The 24,873-nt window shown below is 62.9% G+C and carries 26 protein-coding genes; 14 read left to right on the top strand and 12 right to left on the bottom strand.

Going from position 1 to position 24,873, the window contains the following annotated elements:
• Positions 1 to 65: 65 nt before the first annotated feature.
• Positions 66 to 1,334 carry a glycosyltransferase gene (locus QM716_RS15170; protein WP_283304883.1) on the bottom strand — a complete coding sequence of 423 codons (1,269 nt, stop codon included), beginning with the start codon at positions 1,332 to 1,334 and terminating at the stop codon, positions 66 to 68.
• 120 nt (positions 1,335 to 1,454) lie between these two features.
• Here QM716_RS15170 and QM716_RS15175 point away from each other — a divergent pair, with 120 nt between their 5' ends.
• Entirely contained in the window at positions 1,455 to 1,868 is a 414-nt protein-coding gene (locus tag QM716_RS15175) for a DUF6292 family protein (protein WP_283304884.1), read from the top strand.
• A gap of 22 nt (positions 1,869 to 1,890) precedes the next feature.
• Here QM716_RS15175 and QM716_RS15180 read toward each other — a convergent pair whose 3' ends face one another.
• Positions 1,891 to 2,463 carry a DUF2231 domain-containing protein gene (locus QM716_RS15180; protein WP_283304885.1) on the bottom strand — a complete coding sequence of 191 codons (573 nt, stop codon included), beginning with the start codon at positions 2,461 to 2,463 and terminating at the stop codon, positions 1,891 to 1,893.
• Positions 2,464 to 2,577: 114 nt separating this feature from the next.
• Here QM716_RS15180 and QM716_RS15185 point away from each other — a divergent pair, with 114 nt between their 5' ends.
• Positions 2,578 to 2,799: a hypothetical protein gene (locus QM716_RS15185; RefSeq protein ID WP_230816894.1), complete on the top strand. Its 222-nt coding sequence runs from the start codon at positions 2,578 to 2,580 to the stop codon at positions 2,797 to 2,799.
• Between the two features lie 42 nt (positions 2,800 to 2,841).
• Here the strand turns inward: QM716_RS15185 and QM716_RS15190 are convergent, their stop codons facing one another.
• Both QM716_RS15190 and QM716_RS15195 read right to left on the bottom strand, forming a co-directional pair.
• Positions 2,842 to 3,696, bottom strand: coding sequence for a polyphosphate kinase 2 family protein (locus tag QM716_RS15190; RefSeq protein ID WP_283304886.1), 855 nt, complete (start codon positions 3,694 to 3,696; stop codon positions 2,842 to 2,844).
• 57 nt (positions 3,697 to 3,753) lie between these two features.
• Complete coding sequence (locus QM716_RS15195) at positions 3,754 to 4,488, bottom strand: TetR/AcrR family transcriptional regulator (RefSeq protein ID WP_502942059.1); 735 nt, start codon at positions 4,486 to 4,488, stop codon at positions 3,754 to 3,756.
• Between the two features lie 171 nt (positions 4,489 to 4,659).
• Between QM716_RS15195 and QM716_RS15200 the strand changes: the two genes are divergently transcribed.
• The 5 genes from QM716_RS15200 to QM716_RS15220 all read left to right on the top strand — a co-directional run bounded on the left by QM716_RS15200 (position 4,660) and on the right by QM716_RS15220 (position 8,937).
• Positions 4,660 to 5,940 carry a DUF445 domain-containing protein gene (locus QM716_RS15200; RefSeq protein ID WP_283305148.1) on the top strand — a complete coding sequence of 427 codons (1,281 nt, stop codon included), beginning with the start codon at positions 4,660 to 4,662 and terminating at the stop codon, positions 5,938 to 5,940.
• Positions 5,941 to 6,043: 103 nt separating this feature from the next.
• On the top strand, positions 6,044 to 6,550 hold the full coding sequence (locus QM716_RS15205) for a helix-turn-helix domain-containing protein (RefSeq protein WP_283304887.1): 507 nt from the start codon (positions 6,044 to 6,046) through the stop codon (positions 6,548 to 6,550).
• Positions 6,543 to 7,370: a heparin-binding hemagglutinin gene (locus QM716_RS15210; protein ID WP_283304888.1), complete on the top strand. Its 828-nt coding sequence runs from the start codon at positions 6,543 to 6,545 to the stop codon at positions 7,368 to 7,370. Before QM716_RS15205 ends, QM716_RS15210 begins: the two co-directional genes overlap by 8 nt.
• A gap of 95 nt (positions 7,371 to 7,465) precedes the next feature.
• Positions 7,466 to 7,762: a DUF2516 family protein gene (locus QM716_RS15215; protein ID WP_003941505.1), complete on the top strand. Its 297-nt coding sequence runs from the start codon at positions 7,466 to 7,468 to the stop codon at positions 7,760 to 7,762.
• Between the two features lie 143 nt (positions 7,763 to 7,905).
• On the top strand, positions 7,906 to 8,937 hold the full coding sequence (locus QM716_RS15220; RefSeq protein WP_283304889.1) for an alpha/beta fold hydrolase: 1,032 nt from the start codon (positions 7,906 to 7,908) through the stop codon (positions 8,935 to 8,937).
• A 12-nt stretch (positions 8,938 to 8,949) separates the two neighbouring features.
• Here the strand turns inward: QM716_RS15220 and purU are convergent, their stop codons facing one another.
• Positions 8,950 to 9,837 (bottom strand): formyltetrahydrofolate deformylase, encoded by an 888-nt coding sequence (gene purU, locus QM716_RS15225; RefSeq protein WP_283304890.1) that lies wholly within the window; start codon positions 9,835 to 9,837, stop codon positions 8,950 to 8,952.
• A gap of 64 nt (positions 9,838 to 9,901) precedes the next feature.
• Here purU and deoC point away from each other — a divergent pair, with 64 nt between their 5' ends.
• Positions 9,902 to 10,567: a deoxyribose-phosphate aldolase gene (deoC, locus tag QM716_RS15230; protein ID WP_050656712.1), complete on the top strand. Its 666-nt coding sequence runs from the start codon at positions 9,902 to 9,904 to the stop codon at positions 10,565 to 10,567.
• Here the strand turns inward: deoC and QM716_RS15235 are convergent.
• Positions 10,564 to 11,334: an LmeA family phospholipid-binding protein gene (locus QM716_RS15235; RefSeq protein WP_283304891.1), complete on the bottom strand. Its 771-nt coding sequence runs from the start codon at positions 11,332 to 11,334 to the stop codon at positions 10,564 to 10,566. The genes deoC and QM716_RS15235 overlap by 4 nt on opposite strands.
• Before the next feature lie 127 nt (positions 11,335 to 11,461).
• Here QM716_RS15235 and QM716_RS15240 point away from each other — a divergent pair, with 127 nt between their 5' ends.
• Both QM716_RS15240 and QM716_RS15245 read left to right on the top strand, forming a co-directional pair.
• Positions 11,462 to 12,040, top strand: coding sequence for a type IV toxin-antitoxin system AbiEi family antitoxin domain-containing protein (locus QM716_RS15240; protein WP_283304892.1), 579 nt, complete (start codon positions 11,462 to 11,464; stop codon positions 12,038 to 12,040).
• Positions 12,041 to 12,349: 309 nt separating this feature from the next.
• Positions 12,350 to 13,789, top strand: coding sequence for an Ig-like domain-containing protein (locus QM716_RS15245; RefSeq protein WP_283304893.1), 1,440 nt, complete (start codon positions 12,350 to 12,352; stop codon positions 13,787 to 13,789).
• Between the two features lie 70 nt (positions 13,790 to 13,859).
• Here QM716_RS15245 and QM716_RS15250 read toward each other — a convergent pair whose 3' ends face one another.
• The 3 genes from QM716_RS15250 to QM716_RS15260 form a co-directional block, all read right to left on the bottom strand.
• On the bottom strand, positions 13,860 to 14,648 hold the full coding sequence (locus tag QM716_RS15250; RefSeq protein WP_283304894.1) for a class I SAM-dependent methyltransferase: 789 nt from the start codon (positions 14,646 to 14,648) through the stop codon (positions 13,860 to 13,862).
• A gap of 7 nt (positions 14,649 to 14,655) precedes the next feature.
• Positions 14,656 to 15,156, bottom strand: coding sequence for a DUF2505 domain-containing protein (locus tag QM716_RS15255; protein WP_095970401.1), 501 nt, complete (start codon positions 15,154 to 15,156; stop codon positions 14,656 to 14,658).
• 102 nt (positions 15,157 to 15,258) lie between these two features.
• Complete coding sequence (locus QM716_RS15260) at positions 15,259 to 15,756, bottom strand: DUF2505 domain-containing protein (protein WP_283304895.1); 498 nt, start codon at positions 15,754 to 15,756, stop codon at positions 15,259 to 15,261.
• A 74-nt stretch (positions 15,757 to 15,830) separates the two neighbouring features.
• Between QM716_RS15260 and QM716_RS15265 the strand changes: the two genes are divergently transcribed.
• The 4 genes from QM716_RS15265 (at position 15,831) to QM716_RS15280 (ending at position 20,513) form a co-directional block, all read left to right on the top strand.
• Positions 15,831 to 16,874 (top strand): UDP-N-acetylmuramate dehydrogenase, encoded by a 1,044-nt coding sequence (locus QM716_RS15265; protein ID WP_283304896.1) that lies wholly within the window; start codon positions 15,831 to 15,833, stop codon positions 16,872 to 16,874.
• A gap of 32 nt (positions 16,875 to 16,906) precedes the next feature.
• Positions 16,907 to 18,103, top strand: a complete 1,197-nt coding sequence (locus QM716_RS15270) for a L,D-transpeptidase (RefSeq protein WP_283304897.1) — start codon at positions 16,907 to 16,909, stop codon at positions 18,101 to 18,103.
• A 125-nt stretch (positions 18,104 to 18,228) separates the two neighbouring features.
• Positions 18,229 to 19,758 carry a hypothetical protein gene (locus QM716_RS15275; protein WP_283304898.1) on the top strand — a complete coding sequence of 510 codons (1,530 nt, stop codon included), beginning with the start codon at positions 18,229 to 18,231 and terminating at the stop codon, positions 19,756 to 19,758.
• Entirely contained in the window at positions 19,755 to 20,513 is a 759-nt protein-coding gene (locus tag QM716_RS15280) for an ESX secretion-associated protein EspG (RefSeq protein ID WP_283304899.1), read from the top strand. Before QM716_RS15275 ends, QM716_RS15280 begins: the two co-directional genes overlap by 4 nt.
• Before the next feature lie 15 nt (positions 20,514 to 20,528).
• On the opposite strand, the gene QM716_RS15285 is transcribed toward QM716_RS15280, so the two are convergent.
• From QM716_RS15285 to QM716_RS15295, 3 genes are read right to left on the bottom strand one after another with little or no spacing between them, the layout of a single operon-like run.
• Entirely contained in the window at positions 20,529 to 21,278 is a 750-nt protein-coding gene (locus QM716_RS15285; protein ID WP_283304900.1) for an SDR family NAD(P)-dependent oxidoreductase, read from the bottom strand.
• Positions 21,279 to 21,293: 15 nt separating this feature from the next.
• Positions 21,294 to 23,669 (bottom strand): arylsulfatase, encoded by a 2,376-nt coding sequence (locus QM716_RS15290; RefSeq protein ID WP_283304901.1) that lies wholly within the window; start codon positions 23,667 to 23,669, stop codon positions 21,294 to 21,296.
• Positions 23,666 to 24,643 (bottom strand): TauD/TfdA dioxygenase family protein, encoded by a 978-nt coding sequence (locus QM716_RS15295; RefSeq protein ID WP_283304902.1) that lies wholly within the window; start codon positions 24,641 to 24,643, stop codon positions 23,666 to 23,668. The genes QM716_RS15290 and QM716_RS15295 overlap by 4 nt, the downstream gene beginning before the upstream one ends.
• Positions 24,644 to 24,873 lie beyond the last annotated feature (230 nt).

A 24,873-nucleotide genomic window follows, 5' to 3' on the forward strand; every position in this document is an offset into this window, starting at 1 on the left:
GCCGTGTCACCCACAGCTCCGTCACCCACAGCTTCGTGAAATCAGGTTCGTAGAGCCCGTCAGCGTCAGTGCACTTCACTTCGGTGAGTGCCCTTGTGTTGGCGGGCTCTCGGCGGTGCTGTGACGCATCGGCCGTAGGTTCGGACCACTTCGGTGGCGACGTGATCCCACGAATACGATTCGCACGCGCGGGCCCGACTCTGCCGTGCAAACGCCGCGCCTTCGTCCTCGTCGTCGAGAAGATGCCGGACTGCCCGCGCGGTTTCCACCGGATTGTTGACCGGGACCCGCCGCCCGGTGAGCCCGTCGATCACAGTATCGCGCAGTCCGCCAACAGGAGTCGCGACGACAGGTACTCCGCACGCCATCGCCTCCAGAGCCGCGATTCCGAACGGTTCGTATCTGGGGGTACAGACGAGGGCGTCGGCCGATCGCATCAATTTCGGTAGTTGGCGGTGCGGAACCCGTCCCAATAATTGGACTCGATCTGCGACGCCGAGTCGCTCGGCGAGCTTGACCAAGCGGATTGCCACCTCGTCGGTGCTCAGTTGTGCGACGGGCGGCCCGCCGATCACCACCAACTCCGTATCCGGCAGCGAAGCCAGCGCGGCGACGGCAACATCGAAGCCCTTCTGCTCCACCAGCCTTCCGACGCAGATCAATCGATGCGGTGCGGTCTTCTTCGCGGCGGGTCCCTCAGGGGTGAACGCTTCGGTGTCGACTCCCGAGGGCACCATGGTGGTCCGTGATCGTGGTGATCCCTGCCGAACCAGATCGAAGATCTCGTCGGAACTGGTCGCGATGACATGGGTTGCGCCCCTGGCGATCAACGGTTCCAGGTGAGTCCGCTCCGAGGGACTGTCGTCGGCTGCGCCGAGGTGGCGGTGCGCCGCAGATCCCAGGGAATGGAATGTCTGAAGTACGGGGATGCCGAGCGAGCGGGTCGCGAGTTCCGTTGCTACACCAGACATCCAGAAGTGCGAGTGCACCACATCAGGTCGGTCGGTACTCCACTGAGCGCGCAGAATGCTGGCAAAGATTCCCAAGTGAGGAAGGATTTCGGCATCCGGGAGAGCCTGTGTCGGGCCGGCCTCGAGATAGTCGACGCAGTACCCGGCGCGAGCGCGAACGCGGTCTGGTCCACCGACATGTGCCCTACGAGTGAAGACAGTGACGTCGTGTCCGGCGCGAACCAAGGCCGCAGACAGTTCGTCGACGTGAAGATTCTGTGCACCAGCTGCCGAGCAGCCCACCGGTGCGAGTGGATCGGCGTTCACCGACACCATGGAGATCTTCAGCATTCGTCCGGGAGCCATAGCGGGCGAGTACTTCATCGGGTCCCCTCTCCACTTGATCGGTTCGTCTGGGGATACCCGGAGTCCATGATCTGAACCGGGTTTCGGTGCGGTCGGCGCTGGGCACATTCCAAACACGATGGCGAGGAGTGAGGTTCGATGACAGAACAAATGCTGGTCGACGCAACCGTCGGACTCGGGTTCGAGCGGTACGTACAACGTGTGGCGGTCGGCGTGGGAGCCGGCATCGAGCAATGGTGTTGCAGGCGCGAGCACCCTCTGGAGGCCTACATCGCGTTGGACCGAACGGTGCCGCGTTTTCCCGGGCGTGAGGTGGCGTTGCTCTGGGAGGAGACGTGCGGTTGGGCCCTGGCCGTGGAGACTCGTTCAGGGGAGGACCTCATCGTTCTCGGATATCTGGGCGAACACGCGGTGCCTGCCCCTGACGCCGTTGCCGACTTTGCCGCGACACTGGGCACCCGCAGCCCGCACTGGGTCATGAACAGGCCGCTGGCGGATTCGGACGAGACCGCGCGAGAACTGCGGAGCTATTCCGGAAGTACTTACGCCTGAACAGTATTCGGATTCGATCAGCTCAGTTGACCACGTCCAGGATGGGATCGAGAACGGGCGTCGAGGCAGCTTCGACGCCCGGATCGTCCATGAGTCGAAAGACGATGTGACCGCCGAGCGCACCACCGACGCCGACCGCGGCGAGTCCCAGCGCCGAGAGAACTCGCGCCAGCGCCAGTGAATCCTTTCCGCGTAGCCGGTATGACGCGGCAAAGGACCAGATACCCACTGCATTCGACACAGCGTGCACCAGTCCCACACGGCGGGCGACGTCGCCACGTTCGGACCAGTCCAGCCAGCCCGTCAGCAAAACCGGTGGCGTCGAGACCAACCCGAGCCCGATCAATCGTCGTGCGGTCCGCGGGTCGCGGAGAACGGTGTCGAAGATCAGCGACGCCGTCCAGGCGCCCGCCGGAACGGCCACGAGGGCGGGATGGATGGGGTGCCCGACTGCAGCGCCGCGGAGAAGCGCTGCGACAGCACGTGACTTGTCGGATCGCTCGGTGATCGCGAGGATTCTGCGCCTCATGCCAGTGGACGGACCGTCCAGTCCGCGCGCCGATTCGATTCCGCCGTAAAGAGTTCCGATGTCCATGTAATTCGGCTACCCGGCGTAGTCGTCGGGAAACCTCGCGACGAGCGTGTCTTGTCGACCGTCATGCTCCGGCGTACGGTCGAAACGAAAGAGATCCGACCGGAGGAGCGAACGATGAAGCTCAATCTCTTTGCAGCGTGGGCGTCGTATTTCCTGGTGTTGGCCACAGTGGTCTGCCTCGGCAGTTTCCTGGTGGCAGCAGGCTCAGGTCAAGGTGGTTGGGCATTGATCGCCGGGCTCGCCGGCGTCGCGTCCATCGGCCTCGCGGTGGCCCTGTACGCCAGCACCGTGCGTCACGACCACAAAGTGCACCGCGAATCCCCGCACCTGTTCTGATTGTTCCTGATCAGGACTGCTTCTGATCAGGACTGCTTCTGATCAGGACTGTGCGAGTCGCGCCTTCTCCGCCTCGATGTCGAAGTTGGCAGGCGGCCAGTCGAGATCGAGCTTTTCGAGAGCGTCGATCAGTAGCTCCGTGACCGCAATTCGGCTGTACCACTTGCGATCACATGGTACGACGTACCACGGTGCGTGCTCGGTCGACGTCGTGTCGAGCATTGCCTGATACGCCTGCTGATAAGCCGGCCACAAACCGCGCTCGGTCACGTCTCCCGGGTTGTACTTCCAGTACTTGTCCGGACGATCGAGACGTTCTTCGAGTCGCTTCTTCTGTTCGTCGAGCGAGACGAACATCGCGACCTTCACGATGGTGGTTCCGGCGTCGACGAGTTCCTTTTCGAACTGGTTGATCTCGTCGTAGCGCTTGCTCCAGACGTCCTCCGGGACAAGATCGTGAACGCGCACGACCAGGACGTCCTCGTACTGGGAGCGATCGAACACGCCGAGATAGCCGCCGCGGGGGAGTTCCTTCTTGATTCGCCAGAGGTAGTGGTGTTGCTTCTCCTCTTCGGTCGGGACACCGAATGCCGCGTGCTGAACTCCCGAAGGATCCACGTGACCGATCACGTGTCGGACCATGCCGCCCTTGCCTGCGGTGTCCATTCCTTGCAAGACCAGCAGGATCGAGCGGCTGTCCCCGGACCGGCCGTTGGCGTACAGCAACTCCTGCAGGTCGGACAGAACCGCGCCGCGCTCCTCGAGCAGACGTTCGCCGTCAGCTTTGTTTCCGGTGAATCCCGGAGTGCTGTTGCGATCGAGTTGATCGAGTTCGAACCCGGGCTCTGCCCGCAGGGTCTTGGCGGCCGGTGTTTCCCACAGCGAATCTTGTGCCATGCCGAAAGAGTGCCACAGGATTGACCCCTGTGGCTCGAAAGTTCGGTCTCGGGCGAGTCAGTTCTCGGCAGGCTTGACGAGGGGGTGCGGAACCGACTTGAACTTGGCCGGTGATCCGTTGACCGCCGCAATACCGGTGATGCCGCCCCACGTCATCATCGTGAGGTAGTCGATAAGCGATTCTGCGGACATCGACTTGTTGGAGATCCACCAGTGCGTCGCGAGCTGAATTCCGCCGACGATCCCGAATGCCCACGGCAAGGAGCCGCCGGAATCCATCTCCATCTCGCGAAGACGATTGCCCAACACCGTGGAGAGCAATTCGGCGATCATGCGCTCGGAGTCGGCAACGACGTCGCGGTTTGCGCCGGCGCCGTTGGCCATCACGTAGAGGTAGATGTCCGGGTCTGACGCCACCGTCTCGACGTATGCGGTGATGCTGGCCTGAGTGAGTTCGAAATCGTCGAGATCACCACTGATCGCTTCGTAGATACGCGGCGAGAGGATCGTCTCGACGTACCGCATCATCGTGGCGGTGGTGAGGTCGCTCTTGTCGGCGAAGTAGCGGTAGAGGACTGTCTTGGAGACACCGATCTCGGATGCGATCTCGTCCATGCCGATCTCACGGCCGCGCGCCCGGATTGCGGCGATGGTGCCGTCGACGAGTTCCTCGCGGCGAGCGATCTTGTGCTCACGCCAACGACGCTTGCGACCGTCGGATTTCTCGGGCTTCGCATCAGCAACGCCTGTGCCGTCTACCTGCTCGTTGTCCTGCACGGCATTCTTGGCCACGAGTCATCTCATATCTGTGGTGCGAGCCACGTCCGATCGGTCTACTTTTCCGTTCCAGCTTAATGTCCGTGCCTTTGTCTCGGGCACTCACATCCGCAGTTAGGGGGATTAGGTCCTGCAGAATCAGACATCGTGTCGCTCGCGCTACGCCGCGTCACACCTTTCGGCACAATGGCGAGGGTGCAGCAACTGAGCCTCTCCGCCTTCGACGACGCCGCGAAGCGTCGGGACCTTCGCAAGATGAAGGTCTTCGCCACGGGCCTCCTCGGCTTCGCGACGGTGGTCTACATCTTCTGCCGGTGGCAGGAATCCCGCGGTGCCGGAGAGTGGGTCGGATACGTCCGGGCCGCGTCGGAGGCCGGCATGGTCGGCGCACTCGCCGACTGGTTTGCCGTCACCGCACTCTTCCGTCATCCAATGGGGCTTCCCATCCCGCACACCGCGATCATCAAGCGCAAGAAAGACCAGCTCGGGGCCAGTCTGAGTTCGTTCGTCGGACAGAACTTCCTGGCTCCCGAAGTTGTGTCGGCCAAGGTGCAGCAGGCGCAGATTCCGCTCCGACTCGGCACGTGGATGGCTGAACCTGCCAATGCCGCTCGCGTCGCCGCCGAAACGTCGACGGTCTTGCGCGGCATGGTCGAGGTTCTTCGCGACGAGGACATCGCCCAGATCATCGACAACACGATCGTGAAGCGTCTCGCCGAGCCGATGTGGGGACCGCCGATCGGCCGAGTGCTCGGTGAGCTTCTCAAGGACAACAAGCAACTACCGATCATCGAACTGCTGGCCGAGCGCGCGCATCAGTGGGCTCTCGGCAGCCAGGAGACGATCGACCGCGTGATCGTTCGCGATTCGCCGGCATGGTCGCCGAAGTTCGTCGACGCCATGCTGGGGGAGAAGATCTACAAGGAGATCGTCGAGTTCACCTGGAAAGTTCGTTCCAACCCCGAGCACGAGGTGCGCCTCGCTGCCAATCGCTTCCTGATCGATTTCGCGGACGATCTGCAGAACGACCCGGAGACCATCCAGAAGGCCGAGGGGATCAAGGCCGAGATCATGGGCCGCGAGGAAGTGACCGGTCTGGCGTCGTCGACGTGGCAGGTGGCCAAGCGGCTCATCATGGAGTCCGTCGACGATCCGAACAGCACCCTGCGGACCAAGGTCGCCGAGAACGTGGCCGGCTTCGGAGTCAGGCTGCGTGACGACGACTCCATGCGCGCGAAGGTCGACGGCTGGCTGGTGCAGGGCACCAAGTACATCGCGGAGAACTACACCGACGAGATCACCGGGGTCATCAGCGACACGGTCGAGCGGTGGGATGCCGACGAAGCAAGCGAAAAGATCGAATTGCAGGTCGGCCGAGACCTTCAGTTCATCCGTATCAACGGCACCGTCGTCGGGTCGATCGCCGGTCTGCTGATCTATACGATCTCGACGCTCATCTTCGGCTGAACTGTCCGGTATGTGACGTCCGCCACGAGTGCTAGCAGTAGTGCTTGCAATAGTTAGCACCCTCTCCTATCCTGGGAAATGTCCACTGGAAAGGGAGGACGCAATGCCAGCGAAGTCGACGAACTCCGATGACGGAGATCGTGAATCATCCGGTGCCGCAGCCGGAGCAAGCGACTTGGCAGCTCGCGTCGTCAGCTCTGCGGCACACGACATCGGGGGGTTCATTCGTGCACAGCGGGAAGCCGCCCAAGTTTCGATGCGCCAACTTGCCCAACTCGCCGGCGTCAGCAATCCGTATCTGAGTCAGATCGAACGCGGATTGCGTAAACCGTCGGCAGACGTACTGGCGCAAATTGCCAAGGGCCTTCGAGTCTCCTCGGAAGTTCTGTACGTCCAAGCGGGATATCTCGAACAACGCCCGCACAGTCCCATCAGGGACGCGGTGTTGGCCGAGACGGCCATCAACGAACGGCAGAAGCAAGTACTGCTCGAAATCTACGACTCGTTCTGTCGCGAGAACGAGTCGTCCAGACCAGCCGCAGCGCCCGATTCCGCTGAATCGGCCGCAATTCCAGACACCGAGACTTCACTAGGAGAAAAAGATGACTGACAAGAACACCATCGACAGCGTCAAGACCTCGCTCTACGCCGCCGTCGGTGCAGGCGACCTCGTTGTCCAGGCCGTAGCCGACGTTGTTGCTCAGGTTCGTGAGCGCGCCGAGAACACTCAGGGCGACGTCAACGGCCGTGTCGACGGTGCCCGAGAGAAGCTCGCTTCCGTCCAGGGTGACGTTGCCGAGAGCGTCGAGGCACTGCGCGAGCGTCTCGCCGGCCTGCCGTCCGAGCTCCCCGAAGAGCTTGCCGAGCTTCGCGAGAAGTTCGCACCCGAGGAGCTCCGTAAGGTCGCCGAGGCATACCTCAAGGTTGCCGGCGATCTGTACAACTCCCTCGCAGAGCGCGGCGAAGACGCAGTCGAGCGCATCCGCAAGCAGCCCGCAGTCGAAGAGGGCATCGCTGCTGCAGAGTCGGCACTCGGCGACGCCGTCGAGCTGACCGAAGACGCACTCGGAACCGTTGCTCGTCAGACGCGCGCCGTGGGCGAGCAGGCTGCCAAGCTGGCCGGCCGCGCTGCCGGACGCATCTCCGACACCGCAGAAGAGGTCGGCGAGAAGATCGCTGACGCCGGCGAGAAGATTGCCGACGCCGGCGACGAGGCTGCACTGAAGGTCCTCGACCTCGGTGACCAGGCTGACGAGGCTTCCAAGGAAGCTGCCGCTCGCGTGACCGCTGCTGCTTCCGACGTCCAGGAGCGCGCAACCACCGCCGCCAAGAAGGCCGCTCCGGCCAAGGCTGCTCCCGCGAAGGCTGCACCGGCCAAGGCCACCGCGCCGGCTCCGGCCAAGAAGGTTGCTCCGGCCAAGAAGGCCTGATTTGCCCAGCTCCAACTGACGAAGGCTCCCGCGCTCAGCCGAGTGTGGGAGCCTTCGTGTTCGTCGGGAACCGGATGAGAACTTAGGATGTAGTTGTGACTCAAGTCGATGGGCTAGTCGGTCTGATCTTTCTCGCACTCAAAGTGCTCGCGCTGGTGGGTGCTGTCTACGCGATCGTTCATGCTGTCAGGCAGCGCCCGGACGCCTTCACCGCCGTCAACAAATTGACCAAGCCGATCTGGCTGGGAATTCTGATCGTCGCGGCGTTGATCCTTTTGGCGACGTCTCCTGTCGGTCTGCTGGGCATCATCGCGGTCGTTGCCGTGTGCGTGTATCTCGTGGACGTTCGCCCGCGCGTGGATGACATCCAGCACGGCGGTTCTCGCTGGTAGTGTGCCGCGGTTCTCGCATCGTGTGCTGTCCCACTCTTCGCTCCAACGCTGACAACGAGCGTTGTTCGAGTGATAGTGTCAGTTAACGGCAGTCACACATAGATTGAATCCGTCTGTCGTCAGTAGCGGTCAGGGGTAAATGCATGTCCAGTCGTTCGCGTGCCACAGAACTTCGAGTACTGGCCGGCGCCGTCGGAGTGGGAGCACTCGTCGCGGCGGTCGCTGGGATCCGTCATCGCCGATCCACGCGCGGTTTGACTCTCTCGAGCGACGTCGAGCCCAACGCACTCCTGAAGACTCCGACGCTCGAAGCCGATATCAGCGAACTGACCACCGACGACGGTGCGATCATCCATGTCCGGGCTTACGGTCCCGTCGACGGCGATCCGATCGTTCTCAGTCACGGCTGGACGTGCTCAACCGAATTCTGGTACCCGCAGGTCAATGCGCTTGCCGGCGAATATCGCGTCATCACCTACGATCAGCGTGGTCACGGCCGCAGCACCGTCGGCAATCTCCCGCTTGGTCCGGACGTCCTTGCCGACGACCTGTCTGCCGTGCTGGCAGCCACGGTTCGCGAGGACAAGAAGGCAGTCATCGTCGGTCACAGCATGGGCGGCATGAGCATCATCGCCTGGGCTGGTCGCCACCCCGACGAGGTCAAGAAGTACGCGTCGGCGGTCATGCTCGCGAGCACCGCGAGCGAGAGGTTGATCGCCGAGACCACGGTCATTCCACTGCCCAATCGTTTTCCTCGGGTGCCGGTTCCGGTGGGCCGCGCCCTCCTCAGCTCGCCCGTTCCGTTTGTCTCGTCGGGCGCGATGACGAAGGCGATCCAATACTTCTCGATGTCACCGAACGCGACCAAGGCCGAGATTCAGTTCTGCGAGAACATCGTTCGCGAGTGCGAGCCCCACATCCGTGGCGGTTGGGGAGCAGTGCTGAGCACCCTGGACATTCACGAGGGACTCGACAACCTCGAGGTGCCCACCACCGTGCTCGTCGGTTCGCTTGATCGGCTCACTCCGCCGGTCCATGCGCGCAAGCTTGCGCGGGTCCTCGACGACGCCGGCAACCTCGAACGGTTGATCGTGTTGCCAGGCGTCGGTCACATCTCCTCGATCGAGAACATCGACGAGTTCGACAAGGAAATCGTGCGACTGCGCAACCTCTAGCGCATCGCTGCTCTAGCTGAAGACAACCGTCTTCCGCCCGTGGACCAGCACACGATCCTCGAGGTGCCAGCGCAGTCCGCGTGAGAGCACGAGCTTTTCGATGTCTCGACCCTGACGAACCATGTCGGCGACATCGTCGGCATGGTCGACGCGGATCACGTCCTGCTCGATGATCGGACCGGCATCGAGTTCAGCGGTCACGTAGTGGCACGTGGCGCCGATCAATTTCACACCGCGCGCGAAGGCCTGGTGGTACGGGCGGGCACCGATGAACGACGGCAAGAAGCTGTGGTGGATGTTGATCGCGCGGCCGGTCCAGTGCTCGCACAGTGATTCGGGCAGCACCTGCATGAAGCGTGCAAGAACCACGGCGTCGGGGTTGTGAGCGTCGACCAGGGCGCGGACCTTCTCGAAGGACGGTCCGCGCTCGGCCGGGTCCTTGGCGAACGGAACGTGATGGAAATCGATCCCGTGGCGCTCGGTGACACTGCGCAGATCCTCGTGGTTTCCGATGACGGCGCTGATTTCTGCCGGAAGTTCCCCGCCCGCAGCGCGACCCAGGAGGTCATGCAAGCAGTGACCTTCCTTGCTCACGAGCAGCACGATCTTCTTGGGTGCGCCCGAGTCGTGAAGCGTCCACTCGGTTTCCGGACCGATCTCGGCCGCAACAGCTTTGAACCGTTCACGAAGCTCGTCGATGCTCACGCTCACCGAAGACGCACGGACCGCCTGACGCGTGAAGAACCATCCGGTGTCGGCATCGGCGTGATACGCCGCTTCCACGATCCATCCACCGACGTCGGTGAGAAAGGTCGAGATGCGTGCGACGATGCCCGTGGTGTCGGGGCAGCCGAGGGACAGAACATAGCGACGATCGTCGATCGAAGGCGCAGCGGTCATGCGGCCTAGTCTCTCAGGTGCGGCTGCGGCGACGGTCGAGTGGTGGTGTGCCAAGCTTTCCATCATGTCTGAAGCTGCGCTCACTCGTTCCCAGGTTGCCGCGATGGTGGACCACACTCTCCTCAAACCCGAAGCCACCGCGGCCGATGTGACCGCCCTGATCGACGAAGCACGCAGCCTCGGTGTGCTGGCTGTCTGTGTCTCGCCGTCGATGTTGCCGATTCGCGCCGACGGACTGGTGACGGCGGCCGTCGTCGGATTCCCGTCGGGGAAGCATCATTCGCTGGTCAAGGGCGCTGAAGCGCGACTGGCCGTCGATCAGGGCGCAGCCGAGATCGACATGGTCATCGACGTAGGAGCGGCGGTTGCCGGCGACTATAGCGCTGTGCTCGCAGACATCCTCACCGTCCGTGAGGCGATGGGGGAGAGTGCGATCCTCAAAGTGATCCTCGAAACCGCAGCGCTGTCCGACGAGGCCATCGTCGAATGCTGCCGCGCAGCTGTGCGTGCCGGGGCGAACTTCGTCAAGACCTCCACCGGATTCCATCCTGCGGGCGGGGCAACCGTCGAGGCCGTCGAACTGATGGCGCAGACGGTCGGTCCGGGCGTGGGAGTCAAGGCCAGCGGCGGAATACGTACGACGCAGGCGGCACTCGACATGATCGCGGCCGGCGCCACCCGCCTCGGATTATCCGGAACCCGAGCAGTGTTGGACGGTCTGACCGACTAGGTCAGCAGGCCGCAGCTGTCCGGCACCGCCGAGGTGTTCTGGTTGTTCGCGTCGGCGACGGGCATGGCGTAAGCGCCGCCCTCGAGCGAGATCTCGATAGCGTCGTCGGTGACGGTCAGCTTGGTGGGCTTCATGTCCAGCGGGTACGTCTGCAGGCTGTCGGTGAGTGTCTGGACGATGCCGTCGACCAGGTCGGTCGGCAGACCCAATCCGAGAATCTCGGCGCCGACGGTCTGAACGTCGACCACACCGTTCGTGACGGTGGGCTTGACCGTGAGCTTCGCGAGCCCGACCGGTCCGACGTCGAATGCGAGTGTTCCGGCGCTCGAGTCGGCGGTGACGCCGGAGACGAGGCCACCGAAGGTCTGCTCCTGCAACGTGGCGAGAATACCTGCGGTAGACCAGGTGACGTCGGCGCTGGAGCTGCCGATGGTGCCGCTGTTACCCGCCGAGGGCTGCAAGTTGATGTCGTTCACCTTCGCGTGAACCTGCATTCCCGTTGCGGGACCGAACGAAGAGTCGTCACTGTCGATGCTGATGTACGGCACCTTCTTGTCGACTGCCTGCAGGAGTACGGGCTTCCAGCTCAACCCGACATCGACCTGGGATCCCAGTTCGCTCTGGAACTGGTCGGCCATGCAGGTCTTCACCTGGTTGCGTACGTACAGTTCTCCACCGACGAGTGCCGCGACGAGTACGGCGATCACCACGAGAAGGATGATGAGCACTCGATTGCGCGGACGAGGGTTGTTCGCTGCGACAGTCATTCGCCAGATTCTTCCCGACGAGTCTGAACGAACTCTGTGAATACGTACTTCCTCATTCATGTGATGCGCGACACAGTCGCCCGTAGTCTGTTCGAAACGGCGTTTTCGACGGTCACCGGAGGTGGTCATGGCTTCGGACTACGAATCACTCGAGCTGCTGGCGCTGCGACAGTGCGGATTTGTCACGGCTCTCCAGGCATCCGAACTGGGTTTCGGTCTGGCCTTGATGGACGAGATGGCGGAATCGGGAGCTTGGACGTGTGAGTGTCGCGGACTCTTCCGTCTCGAACGCGTCAGACATACTGCCTTGGACGAGTTTGCGAAGTGGTGCACGTGGTTCGCCGGTAGCGCAACTGTCTCGCATTACAGCGCCGCAGATCTACATGGCCTCGGGCACCTGCAACCTCGCTTCATTCATCTCTCCGTTGCGCACCCTCTCGCAGCGCCGACCCGCCAGGTCGCTCTGCACCGACTGCCGCTCGCAGACGACGAGTGTGAACAGATCGGGCCCATCCGCATCACCACACCGCTGCGTACCGTGCACGACCTCGCTTCCGGTGGAATTTCTCAAGTTCTGCTCAACGAAGTAGTCGCCGATGCGGTGGCGATAGGCCGACTCGACGCGCACGAGTTGTATCTCTCGTGTGAAAACGCGAGTGTCGACGTTGCCGTTCGGGTGGAGTTGGCGCTCGCCGCAAGCCTGTAATCGAGATCGATTTTGATGCCGCTGCGACCTTCCGGCATCATGCCGGAAATCGAACATGACGCCGATATCAGAGATTTGAAACGCGCTACTTCGGGGCGAATGTTTTGTCTTTCGCGCAGGTAGGACAATATCTAGTCCGGCGGTTCGGGACTTTCCGCCTATGGTTATCGCAGCTCAGCGATGTCGCCTATGAACCAAATCTGCGAAAAGCGTAGTTACTTTACAGTCAATGGGATAACGTCACGGCATCAAAGCAGACGGACGCTTGTCCTGGACGGCTGTCTGCCCCCGTTGTCGAGAGGGTTGTGGATGTCCGTGAGTGGTGTTCGTCGTGTTATCGGTGGTTTGAGCGTGTTTGCTGTTGCTGCGGGATTCGCGGTGGTTGCGGGTGTCGGGGTTGCGAGTGCGGCTCCGGTGACGGCTGAGTTCAATTCGAGTGGTTACAAGATCACGCGAACGATCAGTAACGCGACGCCGTCGGAAGGTGATGTGATCACCTCTGCGACGGTGTTCAAGCGGACCGACTTTCTGGTCAATTACCTCTACGCGGTTCGGGATTTTCATCCGTCGTGCATGACTTATGTCGAGGGTTCGGCGAAGGTGAACGGGAAGGCGTATTCCCCGGAGATGCCGGTGAGCGCTGATTCTGTGCGTGTCAGTGCGAGCATCACCGATTGGCCGTTGTATCAGAACAATACGAAGTCGTTCGAGTTTCAGTATCGGGTCGGTGCAGGGTGTGAACGCGGAGCGGACTTGGTGAGTACCGTTCATTTCGACGGTTCGGCTTGGGTGAATGACACGACAAACGGCCGTGGTCCGTCGGTGCAGGTTCAGAAGAACGTGTCGACGACGACGCTTGCTCCCGTCGGTGGCGCTCAGGTGGGACAACCGGTGACGTTGAGTGCGACGGTAACCGGTGGTGCCGACGGTGATTCGGTGGAGTTCTTCGACGCGGGTTCCAAGATCGGTGCGGGCACGCTCGCCAATGGTGTTGCAACACTGGCCTGGACGCCGACCACCCGTGGAGATCATTCGATCACAGCGAAGTTCGCCGACACGGCGCGCGCCGTCGGTTCGACTTCGGCACCGGTGAACGTGAACGTTTCGCAGGCCGATGCTCAGTCCAGCACGGCCCTGACGGCGATCTCGGGCGCGCAGGTCGGCAAGTCGACCACTCTCAAAGCGACTGTGTCCGCGTCGGGCACCGGTGGAACAGTCACGTTCAAGGTCGGTGGAACGGTGCTGGCTTCGGTACCGGTGGCCGGCAACGGTGAAGCCACCTACGCCTGGGTTCCGACGGTTGCAGGTGCGCAGACGGTGGAAGCTGTGTTCGCCGGCCGATCCGGTGTCACCGGGTCGAGTACCACCGCAAATGTGACAGTCGCCGAACAACCCGCCGGAACAACAAGCTCCACAACAGATCTCAGCGTAGTGCCGGGGCAGGTGGGCGTAGCGCAGACCATCTCCGCTCAGATCAGCCCCGCAAATGCAGGTGGCACAGTCACCTTCAAGGACGGCGAGTCGGTCATCGGCACGGCAACGGTCGATTCGTCCGGAAAAGCCAGCCTTTCGTGGAAGCCCGCAACTCAGGGTCAGCGCGTTGTCGCGGCGGAGTACTCGGGCGCTGGAACCGTGACGGCGTCGTCCGATCAGGTCTCAGTCCAGATCGCCGCACCCGTCGACGGTGGAGAACCCGGCAACGGCGGAACCGGTTCGCTCAACAGCCTCGGCAACATCTTCGGGTCCTAGCCCGACGCCTGCACAAAGACGCCCCACCGCGGAGAGCACCTCCGCGGCGGGGCGTTTCCCGTCTGTGAGGTCAGGGGTTAGGCGCCACGACATGCCAGGGCACGGTCAAGATGCAGTCACGAAGGCGTCGACGCGCGGGCTGGACGGGAATTCCTTGCGCCCGAAGAATTTCCAAGGCGGCGGCCCAGCGGTGGCGAGGGCCGAACGAGGCGTGCGGCGCAGCAGTGGCCCAGGCTCGATCGGCAGCGCTGAGCAACGCATGGATCGGCTCGCCCGGAACATTGCGATGGATGAGAGCCTTCGGCAGTCGTTCCGCGATGTCGGACGGTCGCTCGACGTCGAAGGGGTCCCAAGCCAATGTCAGAGTCAAAGGACGATCGGCGTCGAGAAGTACCCAGGCGCAACGCCTCCCGAGTTCGTCGCAGGTGCCGTCGAGTAACAGTCCGCCCGGTGCGAGACCGGACTGGATGTGCGACCAGGCCGAATGAACCGCGTCCTCCGGGTACTGCCGGAGAACGTTGAATGCGCGCACGAAAATGGGTGTGAGACCGGCCAGTTCGAATCCACCGCGGGCGAAGCTGACACCGTCACGACTCTCGACCACGCGGGCGGGGTCGATCTCGAGTCCGATGACGCGTCGGTCCCGCCGGACAGCGGAGAGGCGGCTTGCCATCTCGAAGGTGGTGTCCGGCCTCGCCCCGTATCCGAGGTCGACGATCAACGGATCGGCAGCGTTGTCGAGGGCGTGCGCGATCGTGCGGTTGTGGAGGATCCACCGGTCACTTCGTCGCAATCGGTTGATCCCCGTCGTGCCACGGGTGATGACCCCCTCGATCTTCGGGGGTGGAGCCTTCTTCACGCCGGCTTCAGCGAGCGGCGAGCCAGGTCGCCGTGACCTGAGCTTCGGTACGGAAAAGATCGACGAGGTTGATGAGCATGAGCTGTTCCAACTTCGCGCCGATGAACGGTATGAAAACCTTGGCCTCGGACGTGGTTCGCAGCGTGGACCCGGTATCGGTGGCGAACAACTCCATGGTTCCGGACAGACTTCCCGGCCCGGCGGGGATGGAAGCCTCGTATGTTCCGGTCACTGTGTCACCGAAGGCGCCGTACGACTCCTTACGAGTGATGACCAGGTCCTTCTTCATCACAGTCTGGGCGATGTCCGGCAAATCGGTACGCGGAAGAATGTGGTGGAGCACGAGATCGATTCCGGAGTCGGTGACCTCGAAATGTTCAACATGGTTCTCGGAATGCTTGCGCATCTCGTCGACGCGGGCCTCCCAGTACGAGCGGTCCGCCAGCGCCGCGTAGACCTGCTCGGGGGAGTGCTGATAGCGGGCGGAGTAGTCGATGCGGCGAGCCATGATCGAAAAGAATACCGGTTACGCGCTGTGACAAGGCAAATTGGCTGTATCCGCAGACGAGGCAAATTGGCCGCATCCACAACTATCGCCGCCCGCGGGATTTTACTTCGCGGTCCACTCCCGGGTGAAGTCCTGTTCGGCCTGGATGAGCCGGACAACCTCGTCGACTATCGCGCTTTCGATCTTTCCGCCGAGGAACGGGATCTTGACTTCGACCTCACCGTCGATCTCGAGAGTGGCGGAGTTCTCGTCACCCGTCAGGACCTGGGTGCCCTCGATACGGGCGGGAACGCCGTCGACGTGGGCGGAGAAGGTGCCGGTGGCCTTGCCGTCCTTGAACGGCGCCATCGTTTCACTGCGCTTGATGACGATGTCGCCGTTGACGACCTTGGACACCATGCTCGGGAGGTGCTCGGCGGCAATGATCTGCGACATCGTGACTGCGACGGTCTCGTCGCGCACGGTCAGCTCTTCGATCGCTGCGCCGGGACCACCGACAGCGACGATTCGGTCGCGCCAGTACTGCTCGGAGGTCACCGCCTCGTGGACCTTCTCGGCGGGGACTGTGTACTTCGACAAATGCTCGATGCGACGGCTCACGATTGTGGAGGCTACCGTTTATCGATGTGTGGGACGTAACCATTGGCAGACGCGTCGTGGAATCAGGCGCTTTCGTGTCCGAGAACGTTGACTTGTCAGGATTGACGACGCTCCGAATCGGGGGACCGGCGCGGCTGCTCGCAGAATGCCCGACGACGCAGTCGTTGATCGACGTCGTGACGCTGCTCGATCGCGAGCAGATTCCGACGCTGATTCTCGCCGGCGGATCGAATCTCGTGATTTCCGACGCGGGATTCGACGGAGTTGTCGTTCGTGTGGCCAACACCACCGTGAGCCTCGACACGGACCGCGTCGTTGCCGAAGCGGGCGCGGTCTGGGACGAAGTAGTCGGGCAATCGGTCGCCGCGGAGTTGGGCGGCCTCGAGTGCCTCTCCGGCATTCCGGGCTCCACTGGTGCGACGCCGGTACAGAACGTCGGCGCATACGGCGTCGAGGTTGGTTCGCGGCTCCGGCGAGTTCAATTGCTCGACCGACGCAGTGGCGAAGTGTCGTGGGCCGAACCGTCGAAACTCGAGTTGGGTTACCGGTCGAGCGTTCTCAAGCATTCGGATGCAGCAGTGGTTCTCGCCGTCGAATTCGATGCCTCGACCGACGGATTGAGCGCCCCGCTCGCGTACCGCGAACTGTTCACTGCACTCGGAGCCGAGGAAGGCGCGCGGTTGCCTGCGTCGCAGGTCCGCGAGGCAGTTCTGGGGCTCCGGACAGGCAAGGCGATGGTCCTCGATCCGTACGACCACGACACCTGGAGCGCGGGTTCCTTCTTCACCAACCCCGTGGTGCCCGACGACAAGCTGCCCGTCGTGCTCTCCGCCATCGCCGAACAACTCGGAGACGTCACCGTGCCGCAGTTCCCCGGCAGTGGTGGAACCAAGCTCTCGGCCGGATGGTTGATCGAACGTGCCGGGTTCTCGAAGGGTTATCCCGGCGAAGATGCACCGGCCAGGCTGTCGACCAAACACACCTTGGCATTGACCAACCGAGGGTCCGCAACGAGTGCGGATGTGGTCTCGCTCGCGCGGACAGTGCGCGACGGCGTCGAAGCCGCGTTCGGCGTCCGACTGGAACCAGAACCGGTAACTGTGGGCTGCACCGTCTGATTCCTGACAGAGCCCGCAGGTAGCCTGTTGAAGTGCATGAGCTGGGTGGTCGGAGAAGTCGTTCGCGTCTTGTTGCGTTGGTAGCTGTATTGCTCGCTGTGATGGTGGCCCTCGTCGGCTGCACGATCGGCGGCAAGGACGGACAGGGCGGCGCGGCGGCCGCCGAACCAGCACCGGTGGCGACCGTGGTCTCGACGCCGGCGCCCGGCACCAAAGATGTCAGCCCGGTCGCCCCCGTCTCGGTAGCGGTGACCCAGGGAACGCTGTCCGACGTCAACCTCAGCAACGCGGCCGGCAAGGCCGTCGCCGGACAACTGTCGCCCGACAAGACATCGTTCACCGTCAGTGAGGCACTCGGCTACGGCACCACGTATTCGTGGTCGGGCTCGGCAACCGGAACCGACGGTAAATCCGTGCCGGTCCAAGGGAGCTTTACGACGGTTGCCCCGGAGTCGACCACCGTCGCCACCCTCAACATCGCCGACGACCAAGAAGTTGGCATCGCGGCACCGATCACGTTGCAGTTCGACAACTCCGTCGTCGACAAGGCTGCCGTCGAGAAGGCTCTTGTCGTGACCACAGTGCCGCCCACCGCCGGATCGTGGGCTTGGCTGGCTGACGACAACGGCGGATCTCGGGCCCATTGGCGCCCGGCCGATTACTGGGTGCCAGGAACGACTGTCCATTTGGATGCCAAGCTCTACGGCTTGAACTACGGCGGTGGCGCCTACGGCGACCAGGATCTCACGCTCGATTTCACGATCGGTCGCAGCCAGATCGTGAAGGCGAATGCACCGAGCCACCGCATGCAGGTGGTGCGGGACGGCCAGACGATCATGGACATTCCCGTCAGCTACGGCGAGGGCAACGAACCCCGAAACGTCACGCGCAGTGGCATTCACATGGTGACCGAGAAGTACGAAGACTTCATGATGTCCAACCCGCCGTTCTACGAGAACGTGCGCGAGCGTTGGGCGGTGCGCATCTCCAACAACGGCGAATTCATCCACGCCAATCCTGAAACCACCGGGGTGCAGGGCTCGTCGAACGTCACGAACGGTTGCATCAACCTGTCGACGTCTGACGCGCAGGAGTACTTCGGAACGGCCCTCTACGGTGACCCCGTCGAGGTGACCGGCACGTCGATCGACCTGTCTCCTGCGGACGGCGACATCTACGACTGGGCGATCGATCTGCCGACCTGGAAGTCGATGTCCGCACTGGCATAAATTTCTCCTGCTGTGAACCGAGAAATCGGTCGACGAAGGGAACCGTCCGGGCCCAGGGTGCGTCAGTACAGGTAAGTGCTGTCGGCTCGGGGGAGCAAGGCGGGTTTCGGATTCGGGGGACAACGGTGGATATTCCAAATCTGGGCGACGTGTTCGGCAGGATTTCCGACGTGGCGCAGGGGGCAGCGGCGGCCTTGCCCGTTGTCGGCCCCATGGTCGGCGTATCCGCCCTGATTCAATCCGTGACCGACGACCGCGGCGCGTTCGACGGCGAGATGGTTGCTGCCACCGCGGACGCCGATGCAGAGCGCGCACGAGCCTGGGGCGAGCGCGATGCCCTCTCCGCCCAGACCTCCTCGCTGGAGTACAGCGAACATGCAATCGTGGACGACGATCCGTTCGATGCGATGTCGCACTCCGAAATCTTCGATCACGTCAACGAGATGGATCCGGCAACCCTGAGTGCAATCGGTGAGGCCTGGAAAGCCATTGCCGGCCGGGTGGAAGCCGGCATCGGGAAGTTCCAGAACGACGTGAACGGTGCGATCTCCGAAGGCTGGCAGGGGCGCGGCGGCTCGGCTGCGTTGGAAGCCGTGCTGGGCTACTCGGCGGACGCGGGTGAGCTGAAGGTGCGGGTCGATCTGATCTCGAACAAGATCGAAGAGGCGAAGATCGCACTCGACGAGGCAAAACGCTCGATTCCGGCACCTGACGGCGCCTCGACGGTCGAGCAAATCCTCAGCCTGGTTCCAGGTTCGACCTGGAAGCAGGCCCAATACGAAGCGGAAGAAGCCGAACGTCAAGCGCGCCAGGTGATGAAGGACGTGTATCTGCCGTACATGAAGCGCGCGGACGACCAGGTACCGATCCTTTCGGCCGCGTTCAATCCGGTCACCGGGAGCGGCGGTGCTGGAAGTGGCGGCGCATTCGGTGGTGGTTCCGGCGCCGGGAACACTTCGGGCTCAGGGAACGGTCTCGGCGCGCCGTTCACATCAGGTGGCGGAATTGGTGGAGGGGCGGACGGTGGACACCTCGGCGATGCAAACCCGGCCGGAGACAGTTCTCGCCCGGACAGTGCTGGGCAGGACGGTTCTGGTCAGGGGTTTTCTGGGGACGACCCCCGGAGTGGGGTAAACGGCAGCGATCTTGACGGCCAAGGGAATTCGGGTGCCGATGCAGCCCGGTCCGCAAACGTTTCCGGCCCGGCCGGGACCTCCGCTGCAAGTGTCGGTCCACTGCCGGCCGGTGCAGCGCCAGGTGGCCTGGCAGGTGCAACTCCGAATGGTGCTCAGCTCGGTTCCGGAGTGCCGTCAGGCCTCATGGGTAGCGGATCGGGTGGTGGTTCCGCAGGTGGAATCGGTACCGGCGGCTTCGGGCCAGGCGGCACCGGAGGTGGTGCTCTCGGCCCTGGCGGCGTGGGCGGCCTCGCCGGCGGCGGGCGTGGGGGCGTCAGCGGAACTGGCGGTACCTCGGCGACGGGTGCGCAGAGCGGTCGGGGCGCGATGGGTGGCGTCGGCGGCATGGCACCGGGACGCGGCCAAGGGCAAGACGAAGACAACGTGCACGACACCCCCGGCTACCTCGTCACGGTCGAGAACGGCAACGCCCTGATCGGCGACCTACCCATGGTCTCCCCGGCGGTGCTGGGCGAATGACAACCAAGCAGTGGCAATTCACCGGCCTCGAATTCTCGATCCTCTGGGAAGCGGTCGGACGTGACCGACTCCCGTACCCGCTGCGGTTTCGTCCGACGGCCGAAACAATGAACGAGCTGACAACGGAGCGCCGTCGAGCGGGAGCGCGTCTGTCTTCCATGCTTGACGATCGGCTGCATCACGTTCTCGGAGCCCTTGCGAATCCCGCTGCTCGCGTGGAGGTTTCCGGTTTTCACGGACAGAACATGAGTACAGTGACGCGATTGCACGGGGTTGTTGCCGGCGACCTGGGCGTGCTCGCAACCCAACTGCCCGGCAGGGCTCCGGACTGTGGCTCCGACGTGGTTCTTACTGTGTCGCGTCCGTCGGCAATTCCGAGGATGCTGGTCGATCGGCTGCCTGCCTGCTCCGCCGGATCGGAGCGTGGTGTGAGCATCGAGAGATCGAAACCTGCCGGGGCACAGAGCTTTCTGAGCAGCGCAGGCAGTGCACGCGGGAGCGAGGAAGTGCGCCGGTTCTTCGGCCGAGCACGGACCTCGATCGGTGAAGTCACCGCATACCCGGGCGGAGCCGTCGACAGCAGGCCGACCGACGCCGGAATAACGTTCCACTGGTACGACTATGCCGGTGACGGTCGGTACATCATCACCGCGGGTGAAACCGTGAGTGCCCGCGGCGCTTCCGCGGAAATGACGGAGGCCGAGATTGCACGCAATCTCGGCCTGGTCCTGCACCGGGCGATTCGTACTGGTTAGTCAGAACGATTCGACCTAGCTGGTGGTGCGGTGGAACCGACCGGGGCTTGCCTGATCCCTCGGCTTGACGATGATCTGATCGAGGTTCACGTGCGACGGCCGCGACGCGACAAAACCGATGATTTCGGCGATGTCCTGCGCCACCAACGGCGTGATTCCCTCGTACACCTTGTCTGCCTTGTCCTGATCACCCTCGAACCGGACGAGTGAGAACTCCGTCTCGACGGCTCCCGGCGCGATTTCGGTCAGACGAACGGGCTTGCCCAACAGTTCACCGCGCAATGTCCGATGAAGTACGGCTTGAGCGTGCTTGGCGGTGGTGTAGCCCGAACCGTTGTCGTATGCCTCCAGGGCAGCCACCGAGGTGATGGTCACGATCAGACCATCACCCGAATCGATCAGCTTGGGCAGCAGTGCCTTCGTCACACGTAACGTGCCCAGGACATTGGTCTCCCACATCCACCGCCAGTCGTCCAGATCGGCGTCCAGGACCGTCGCCAGACCCTTTGCACCACCCGCGTTGTTGACCAACACGTCGACACGGGGGACCACGGCCGCAAACGCGTCGACGGAATCCTCGTCGGTGACGTCGAGTTCGAGAGCAGTACCGCCGATTTCCTCGGCGATCTTCTCTAGACGATCGACGCGGCGAGCACCGATCACGACGTGGAATCCCTGGGCTGCCAGGGTGCGGGCGGTGGCCTCACCGATTCCGGAGCTGGCTCCGGTGACTACGGCGATGCGGGCATCGGAAGAAATGGTCATGAGGCAATCGTAGGGCTAGTCGGCGGCATACTCTGCTTCCCGTTCGATGGATTCGATGTGACGACGCGGTACTTGTATCCGGCCGGGTGAGTAGGTGACGGCACGCAGAGAGCCGCTGTACCGGAACGGTCCGTGGCGTCGGCGCACATCCCACGACACCGGCCCTCTTGCGTCGACTCCGACTGAAATGCCGGTCCACGGCGCCATCCCGACCAGTTGTACCTGCCCGAGTAGTTGACCGGTATGAGCTCCGTCGACGCTGACGTGGAGATCCCAACGCAGCCGCGGTACCACCGTCACGGACACGTCGATGCGCTTGCTGCCGGCAGCCAATGGGCCTGCGTCGACCACGGAGTAGGAACCGAATGCGTTGTATCCGAGATGTAGGTGCCCGTCCTCGACGTAGAGAAGATATCCGCCCTGTGGATCACCGTGAGCGACAAGGACACCGGCGTCACCGGTGCGGTAACCGTCGAGTTCGACGGTGATGTCGAAGTCGCGGAACCCGATCAGTTTGCTCGACCGGTAGCGCTCCAATGGAGGTGTTCCGGCAAGCAGGCGGACCGTGCGCGAGAGTGCCTCCTCTGCCGGCCGCCGGACTGCGCCCACCGAGTTGCCGAGTAGTGGAAAGACGGTGTTCGCCCACGCCGAGTGGTCCCAGGCTTCAGCGAGTTCACGGACCTTGTCGGGAAACCGTGGTGCGAGGTCGTCGAGTTCGGTCGGGTCGGTGCGGACGTCGAACAATTGCCACTGTGGTTGGTCGATACTCTGTGGTTGGTCGATACTCTGTGGTTGGTCGATACTCTGCGGTTGGTCGAAGTTGTCCGGCGCGAGCGCCAGCAGTTTCCAGCCGTCCTTGTAGTAGCCGCGGTTCCCGGTCATCTCGGTGTATTGCTCGGTGTGGGTACTCGGAGCGGTGGACGAACGCAGAACCGGTGCGGTTGACACCCCGTCGAACTCCTTCACCGGGAGCCCGTTTCGCACGCTGGGTGCGTCGATTCCAGCCAGTTCGAGAAGCGTGGGGGTCAGGTCGGTGACGTACGTGAACTGGTCGCGAATCCCGTTGTCGTCTGCTCCAGGGTTCAATCCCGCGGGCCACGACAGGACGAAGGGAACACGAATTCCGCCCGCGAAGGACTGCCCTTTGTAGAGCCGGAAGGGGGTGTTGGACGTCTGCCCCCATCCACGTGGATAGTGGACGCCCAACTCGGGTCCGCCGATGAGGGCTTCGTCGTGGGGGACATCGCCGACCCAGTCCGGATCCTGGATATGCGCGAATTGTGCAAAGTAGCTTCGGGTCCCGTCCGAACCGCCCTCCGCGGTGCCGCCGTTGTCCGAGGTGAAGACAATGATCGTGTTGTCGAACTCGCCCAGCTCGTCCAGGGTGTCGACGATGCGTCCGACGCTCTGGTCGATCGAGTCGACCATCGCCGCGTACACCTCCATGTAGCGGGCGAAGCGAGACTGTACGTCCGGGGCGAGTGAATCCCATTCGGGGACGTCGAAGCCGGGCTCGGAGTTTCGCGGTGCCTGCCGTGTACCTTCCGGAAAGAGTCCCTGCAGGATCTGAGAGGCGAACCGCGACTCCCGGATTCGATCCCAGCCCTCGTCGTAGCGCCCGCCGTATTTTGCTTGATCGGCAGGCTTGGCCTGTAAAGGTCCGTGCATCGCGACGTGTGCGAAGTAGAGGAAGAACGGCTTGTCCTGATCGTGGGCGCGCAGATCCTTGATGTACCCGACGGCCTTGTCGGTCAGATCGTCGGTGAGGTAGTAGCCCTCGGGATACTCGTCGACGTCGACCACTGAATTGTCGGAGATCAGTTGATTGGGATAGTAGAAGGAATTGAGGCCTTCCAGCGAGCCGTAGTATCGATCGAATCCACGCTGCGTCGGCCAGGAGTCGCGACTTCGCCCCGGGGCGAGATTTGCGTCGCGCACGAGATGCCACTTGCCCACCGCATAGGTCGCATAGCCTGCGCCGCGCAGGATTTCGGGGAGTGTCTGTACGTCGTCAGCCAATTCCAGACGCAGTCCAGGGTATCCCGGATCGGCGTTGGCGACGAAGCCGTACCCGGCGCGGTGCGGATTGAGGCCGGTGAGAAGCGCGGCGCGTGAGGGTGAGCAGAGGGGTGTCGTGTGATAGTTGGTCAACCGAACACCCTGCGCGGCAAGACGATCGAGGGTCGGAGTTTCGATCTCGGAGCCGAACGGCCCGATGTCGCTGTATCCCATGTCGTCGATCAGAACCACGACGATGTTGGGTGATCCGGGAGTCGGGGTCGTGGCGGTGGGCCACGACGGGGCCGAATCGGCTGCGGTGCGGCCGATTCGGCCCTCGAAGCCTTCGTAACCGCGGGCATGCGGAGGAAGGGCGGAATCCGGTGAAGTCATGGGAGAGTCGAGGCACCTTCGATAATCGAGTATTCGGAAGCGTCACCGGCGATGCTGCTGCTTCGTTCCCCGTGGATGTTGACCGGGATGTCACCGGCAAGTGTGATTCGCTCCAGACGGCGGTACTGATCGTCGTAGTCGGCGATCGCGTAGTGCTGGGTGGCGCGGTTGTCCCAGATGGCGACATCACCCGCCGCCCAGTTCCAGCGCGTCGTGTACTCGAGTTTGACGGCGTGATCCTGCAGGAGCTTGAACACACCGTTCGACTGTTCGGTGCTCAACCCGACGAAGTTCTTGACAAAGTGTCCGAGGACGAGCGTGCGTTCTCCGGTTTCGGGGTGGACGCGTACCACCGGGTGTTCCGTCTCGAAGTACGTGGACTGGAACTCTTCGCGGTAGGCGGCCGTGCGATCTTCGGTGAGCCGCTCGGCGCTGGTGGCCGCGTAGTCGTAGACGTTCGTGTGGCGGGCCCAGAGGTTCTCCGCGAGCACCTTGAGCGGATCCGGCAGTCCGTTGTACGCGGCTACCCCTGACGCCCACGTCGTGGAACCGCCGTATTCGGGGAGCTGCACCGCGCGCAGGATCGACGCCTTGGGGATGCGATCGACGAAGGTGACGTCGGTGTGCCAACTGTTGGCTTTGCCGAGGTCCGAATCGATGGGGAGGACTTTTGCACCGTGCGACTTCACCGTGGGGTGGGCAGTGGTCGGGGTGCCCAGCAGCTGGGCGAATTCGTACTGCGAATCGTTGTCGAGGTGGTCTTGCCCGCGGAAGAAGATCACCTTGTGTTCGAGAACTGCCTGTCGGATGAGCGAGATCGTCGCCGGGTCGAGGTGCCCGCCGAGGGTGATCCCGTCGATTCGGGCGCCGATATGCGCGCCGAGGGTGGTGACAGTGCCGCGAGCGGCGTCAGCAGCCGCTCCGTTCGTTGACGCCGCATTGGTGAGGGTCGGCTTGGCGAAAGCTGTAGACATGGTGCACCTTTCGTGGGGAGTGTGCCCACCCAAACACGCGAGATTTCGCCACGACAGGGTTGTGTTCAGTGTGATCGTTACCGCACCTGATTTGTGAATCTCGGTGAAGCTGCTACTTTTGAAGCCATGTCGACCGACCAGCCTGCCGCTTTGCGGGTCACCTATGTGACCGCTGCGCTTGGTTCGCGTCTGCCTCTGGCGCGAGAGCTGTGTTGTCGCCGCCGTTCTTT

This window comes from Rhodococcus sp. IEGM 1409 (assembly GCF_030056735.1).
In the GTDB taxonomy this organism is placed as follows: domain Bacteria; phylum Actinomycetota; class Actinomycetes; order Mycobacteriales; family Mycobacteriaceae; genus Rhodococcus_F.

What these genes read in the sequence shown, in the direction of transcription:
- QM716_RS15170 (WP_283304883.1), bottom strand. Translation starts at nt 1,334, where the DNA reads ATGAAGTACTCGCCCGCTATGGCTCCCGGACGAATGCTGAAGATCTCC.
- QM716_RS15175 (WP_283304884.1), top strand. Translation starts at nt 1,455, where the DNA reads ATGACAGAACAAATGCTGGTCGACGCAACCGTCGGACTCGGGTTCGAG.
- QM716_RS15180 (WP_283304885.1), bottom strand. Translation starts at nt 2,463, where the DNA reads ATGGACATCGGAACTCTTTACGGCGGAATCGAATCGGCGCGCGGACTG.
- QM716_RS15185 (WP_230816894.1), top strand. Translation starts at nt 2,578, where the DNA reads ATGAAGCTCAATCTCTTTGCAGCGTGGGCGTCGTATTTCCTGGTGTTG.
- QM716_RS15190 (WP_283304886.1), bottom strand. Translation starts at nt 3,696, where the DNA reads ATGGCACAAGATTCGCTGTGGGAAACACCGGCCGCCAAGACCCTGCGG.
- QM716_RS15200 (WP_283305148.1), top strand. Translation starts at nt 4,660, where the DNA reads ATGGCGAGGGTGCAGCAACTGAGCCTCTCCGCCTTCGACGACGCCGCG.
- QM716_RS15205 (WP_283304887.1), top strand. Translation starts at nt 6,044, where the DNA reads ATGCCAGCGAAGTCGACGAACTCCGATGACGGAGATCGTGAATCATCC.
- QM716_RS15210 (WP_283304888.1), top strand. Translation starts at nt 6,543, where the DNA reads ATGACTGACAAGAACACCATCGACAGCGTCAAGACCTCGCTCTACGCC.
- QM716_RS15220 (WP_283304889.1), top strand. Translation starts at nt 7,906, where the DNA reads ATGTCCAGTCGTTCGCGTGCCACAGAACTTCGAGTACTGGCCGGCGCC.
- purU (WP_283304890.1), bottom strand. Translation starts at nt 9,837, where the DNA reads ATGACCGCTGCGCCTTCGATCGACGATCGTCGCTATGTTCTGTCCCTC.
- deoC (WP_050656712.1), top strand. Translation starts at nt 9,902, where the DNA reads ATGTCTGAAGCTGCGCTCACTCGTTCCCAGGTTGCCGCGATGGTGGAC.
- QM716_RS15235 (WP_283304891.1), bottom strand. Translation starts at nt 11,334, where the DNA reads ATGACTGTCGCAGCGAACAACCCTCGTCCGCGCAATCGAGTGCTCATC.
- QM716_RS15240 (WP_283304892.1), top strand. Translation starts at nt 11,462, where the DNA reads ATGGCTTCGGACTACGAATCACTCGAGCTGCTGGCGCTGCGACAGTGC.
- QM716_RS15245 (WP_283304893.1), top strand. Translation starts at nt 12,350, where the DNA reads ATGTCCGTGAGTGGTGTTCGTCGTGTTATCGGTGGTTTGAGCGTGTTT.
- QM716_RS15255 (WP_095970401.1), bottom strand. Translation starts at nt 15,156, where the DNA reads ATGGCTCGCCGCATCGACTACTCCGCCCGCTATCAGCACTCCCCCGAG.
- QM716_RS15280 (WP_283304899.1), top strand. Translation starts at nt 19,755, where the DNA reads ATGACAACCAAGCAGTGGCAATTCACCGGCCTCGAATTCTCGATCCTC.
- QM716_RS15285 (WP_283304900.1), bottom strand. Translation starts at nt 21,278, where the DNA reads ATGACCATTTCTTCCGATGCCCGCATCGCCGTAGTCACCGGAGCCAGC.
- QM716_RS15290 (WP_283304901.1), bottom strand. Translation starts at nt 23,669, where the DNA reads ATGACTTCACCGGATTCCGCCCTTCCTCCGCATGCCCGCGGTTACGAA.
- QM716_RS15295 (WP_283304902.1), bottom strand. Translation starts at nt 24,643, where the DNA reads ATGTCTACAGCTTTCGCCAAGCCGACCCTCACCAATGCGGCGTCAACG.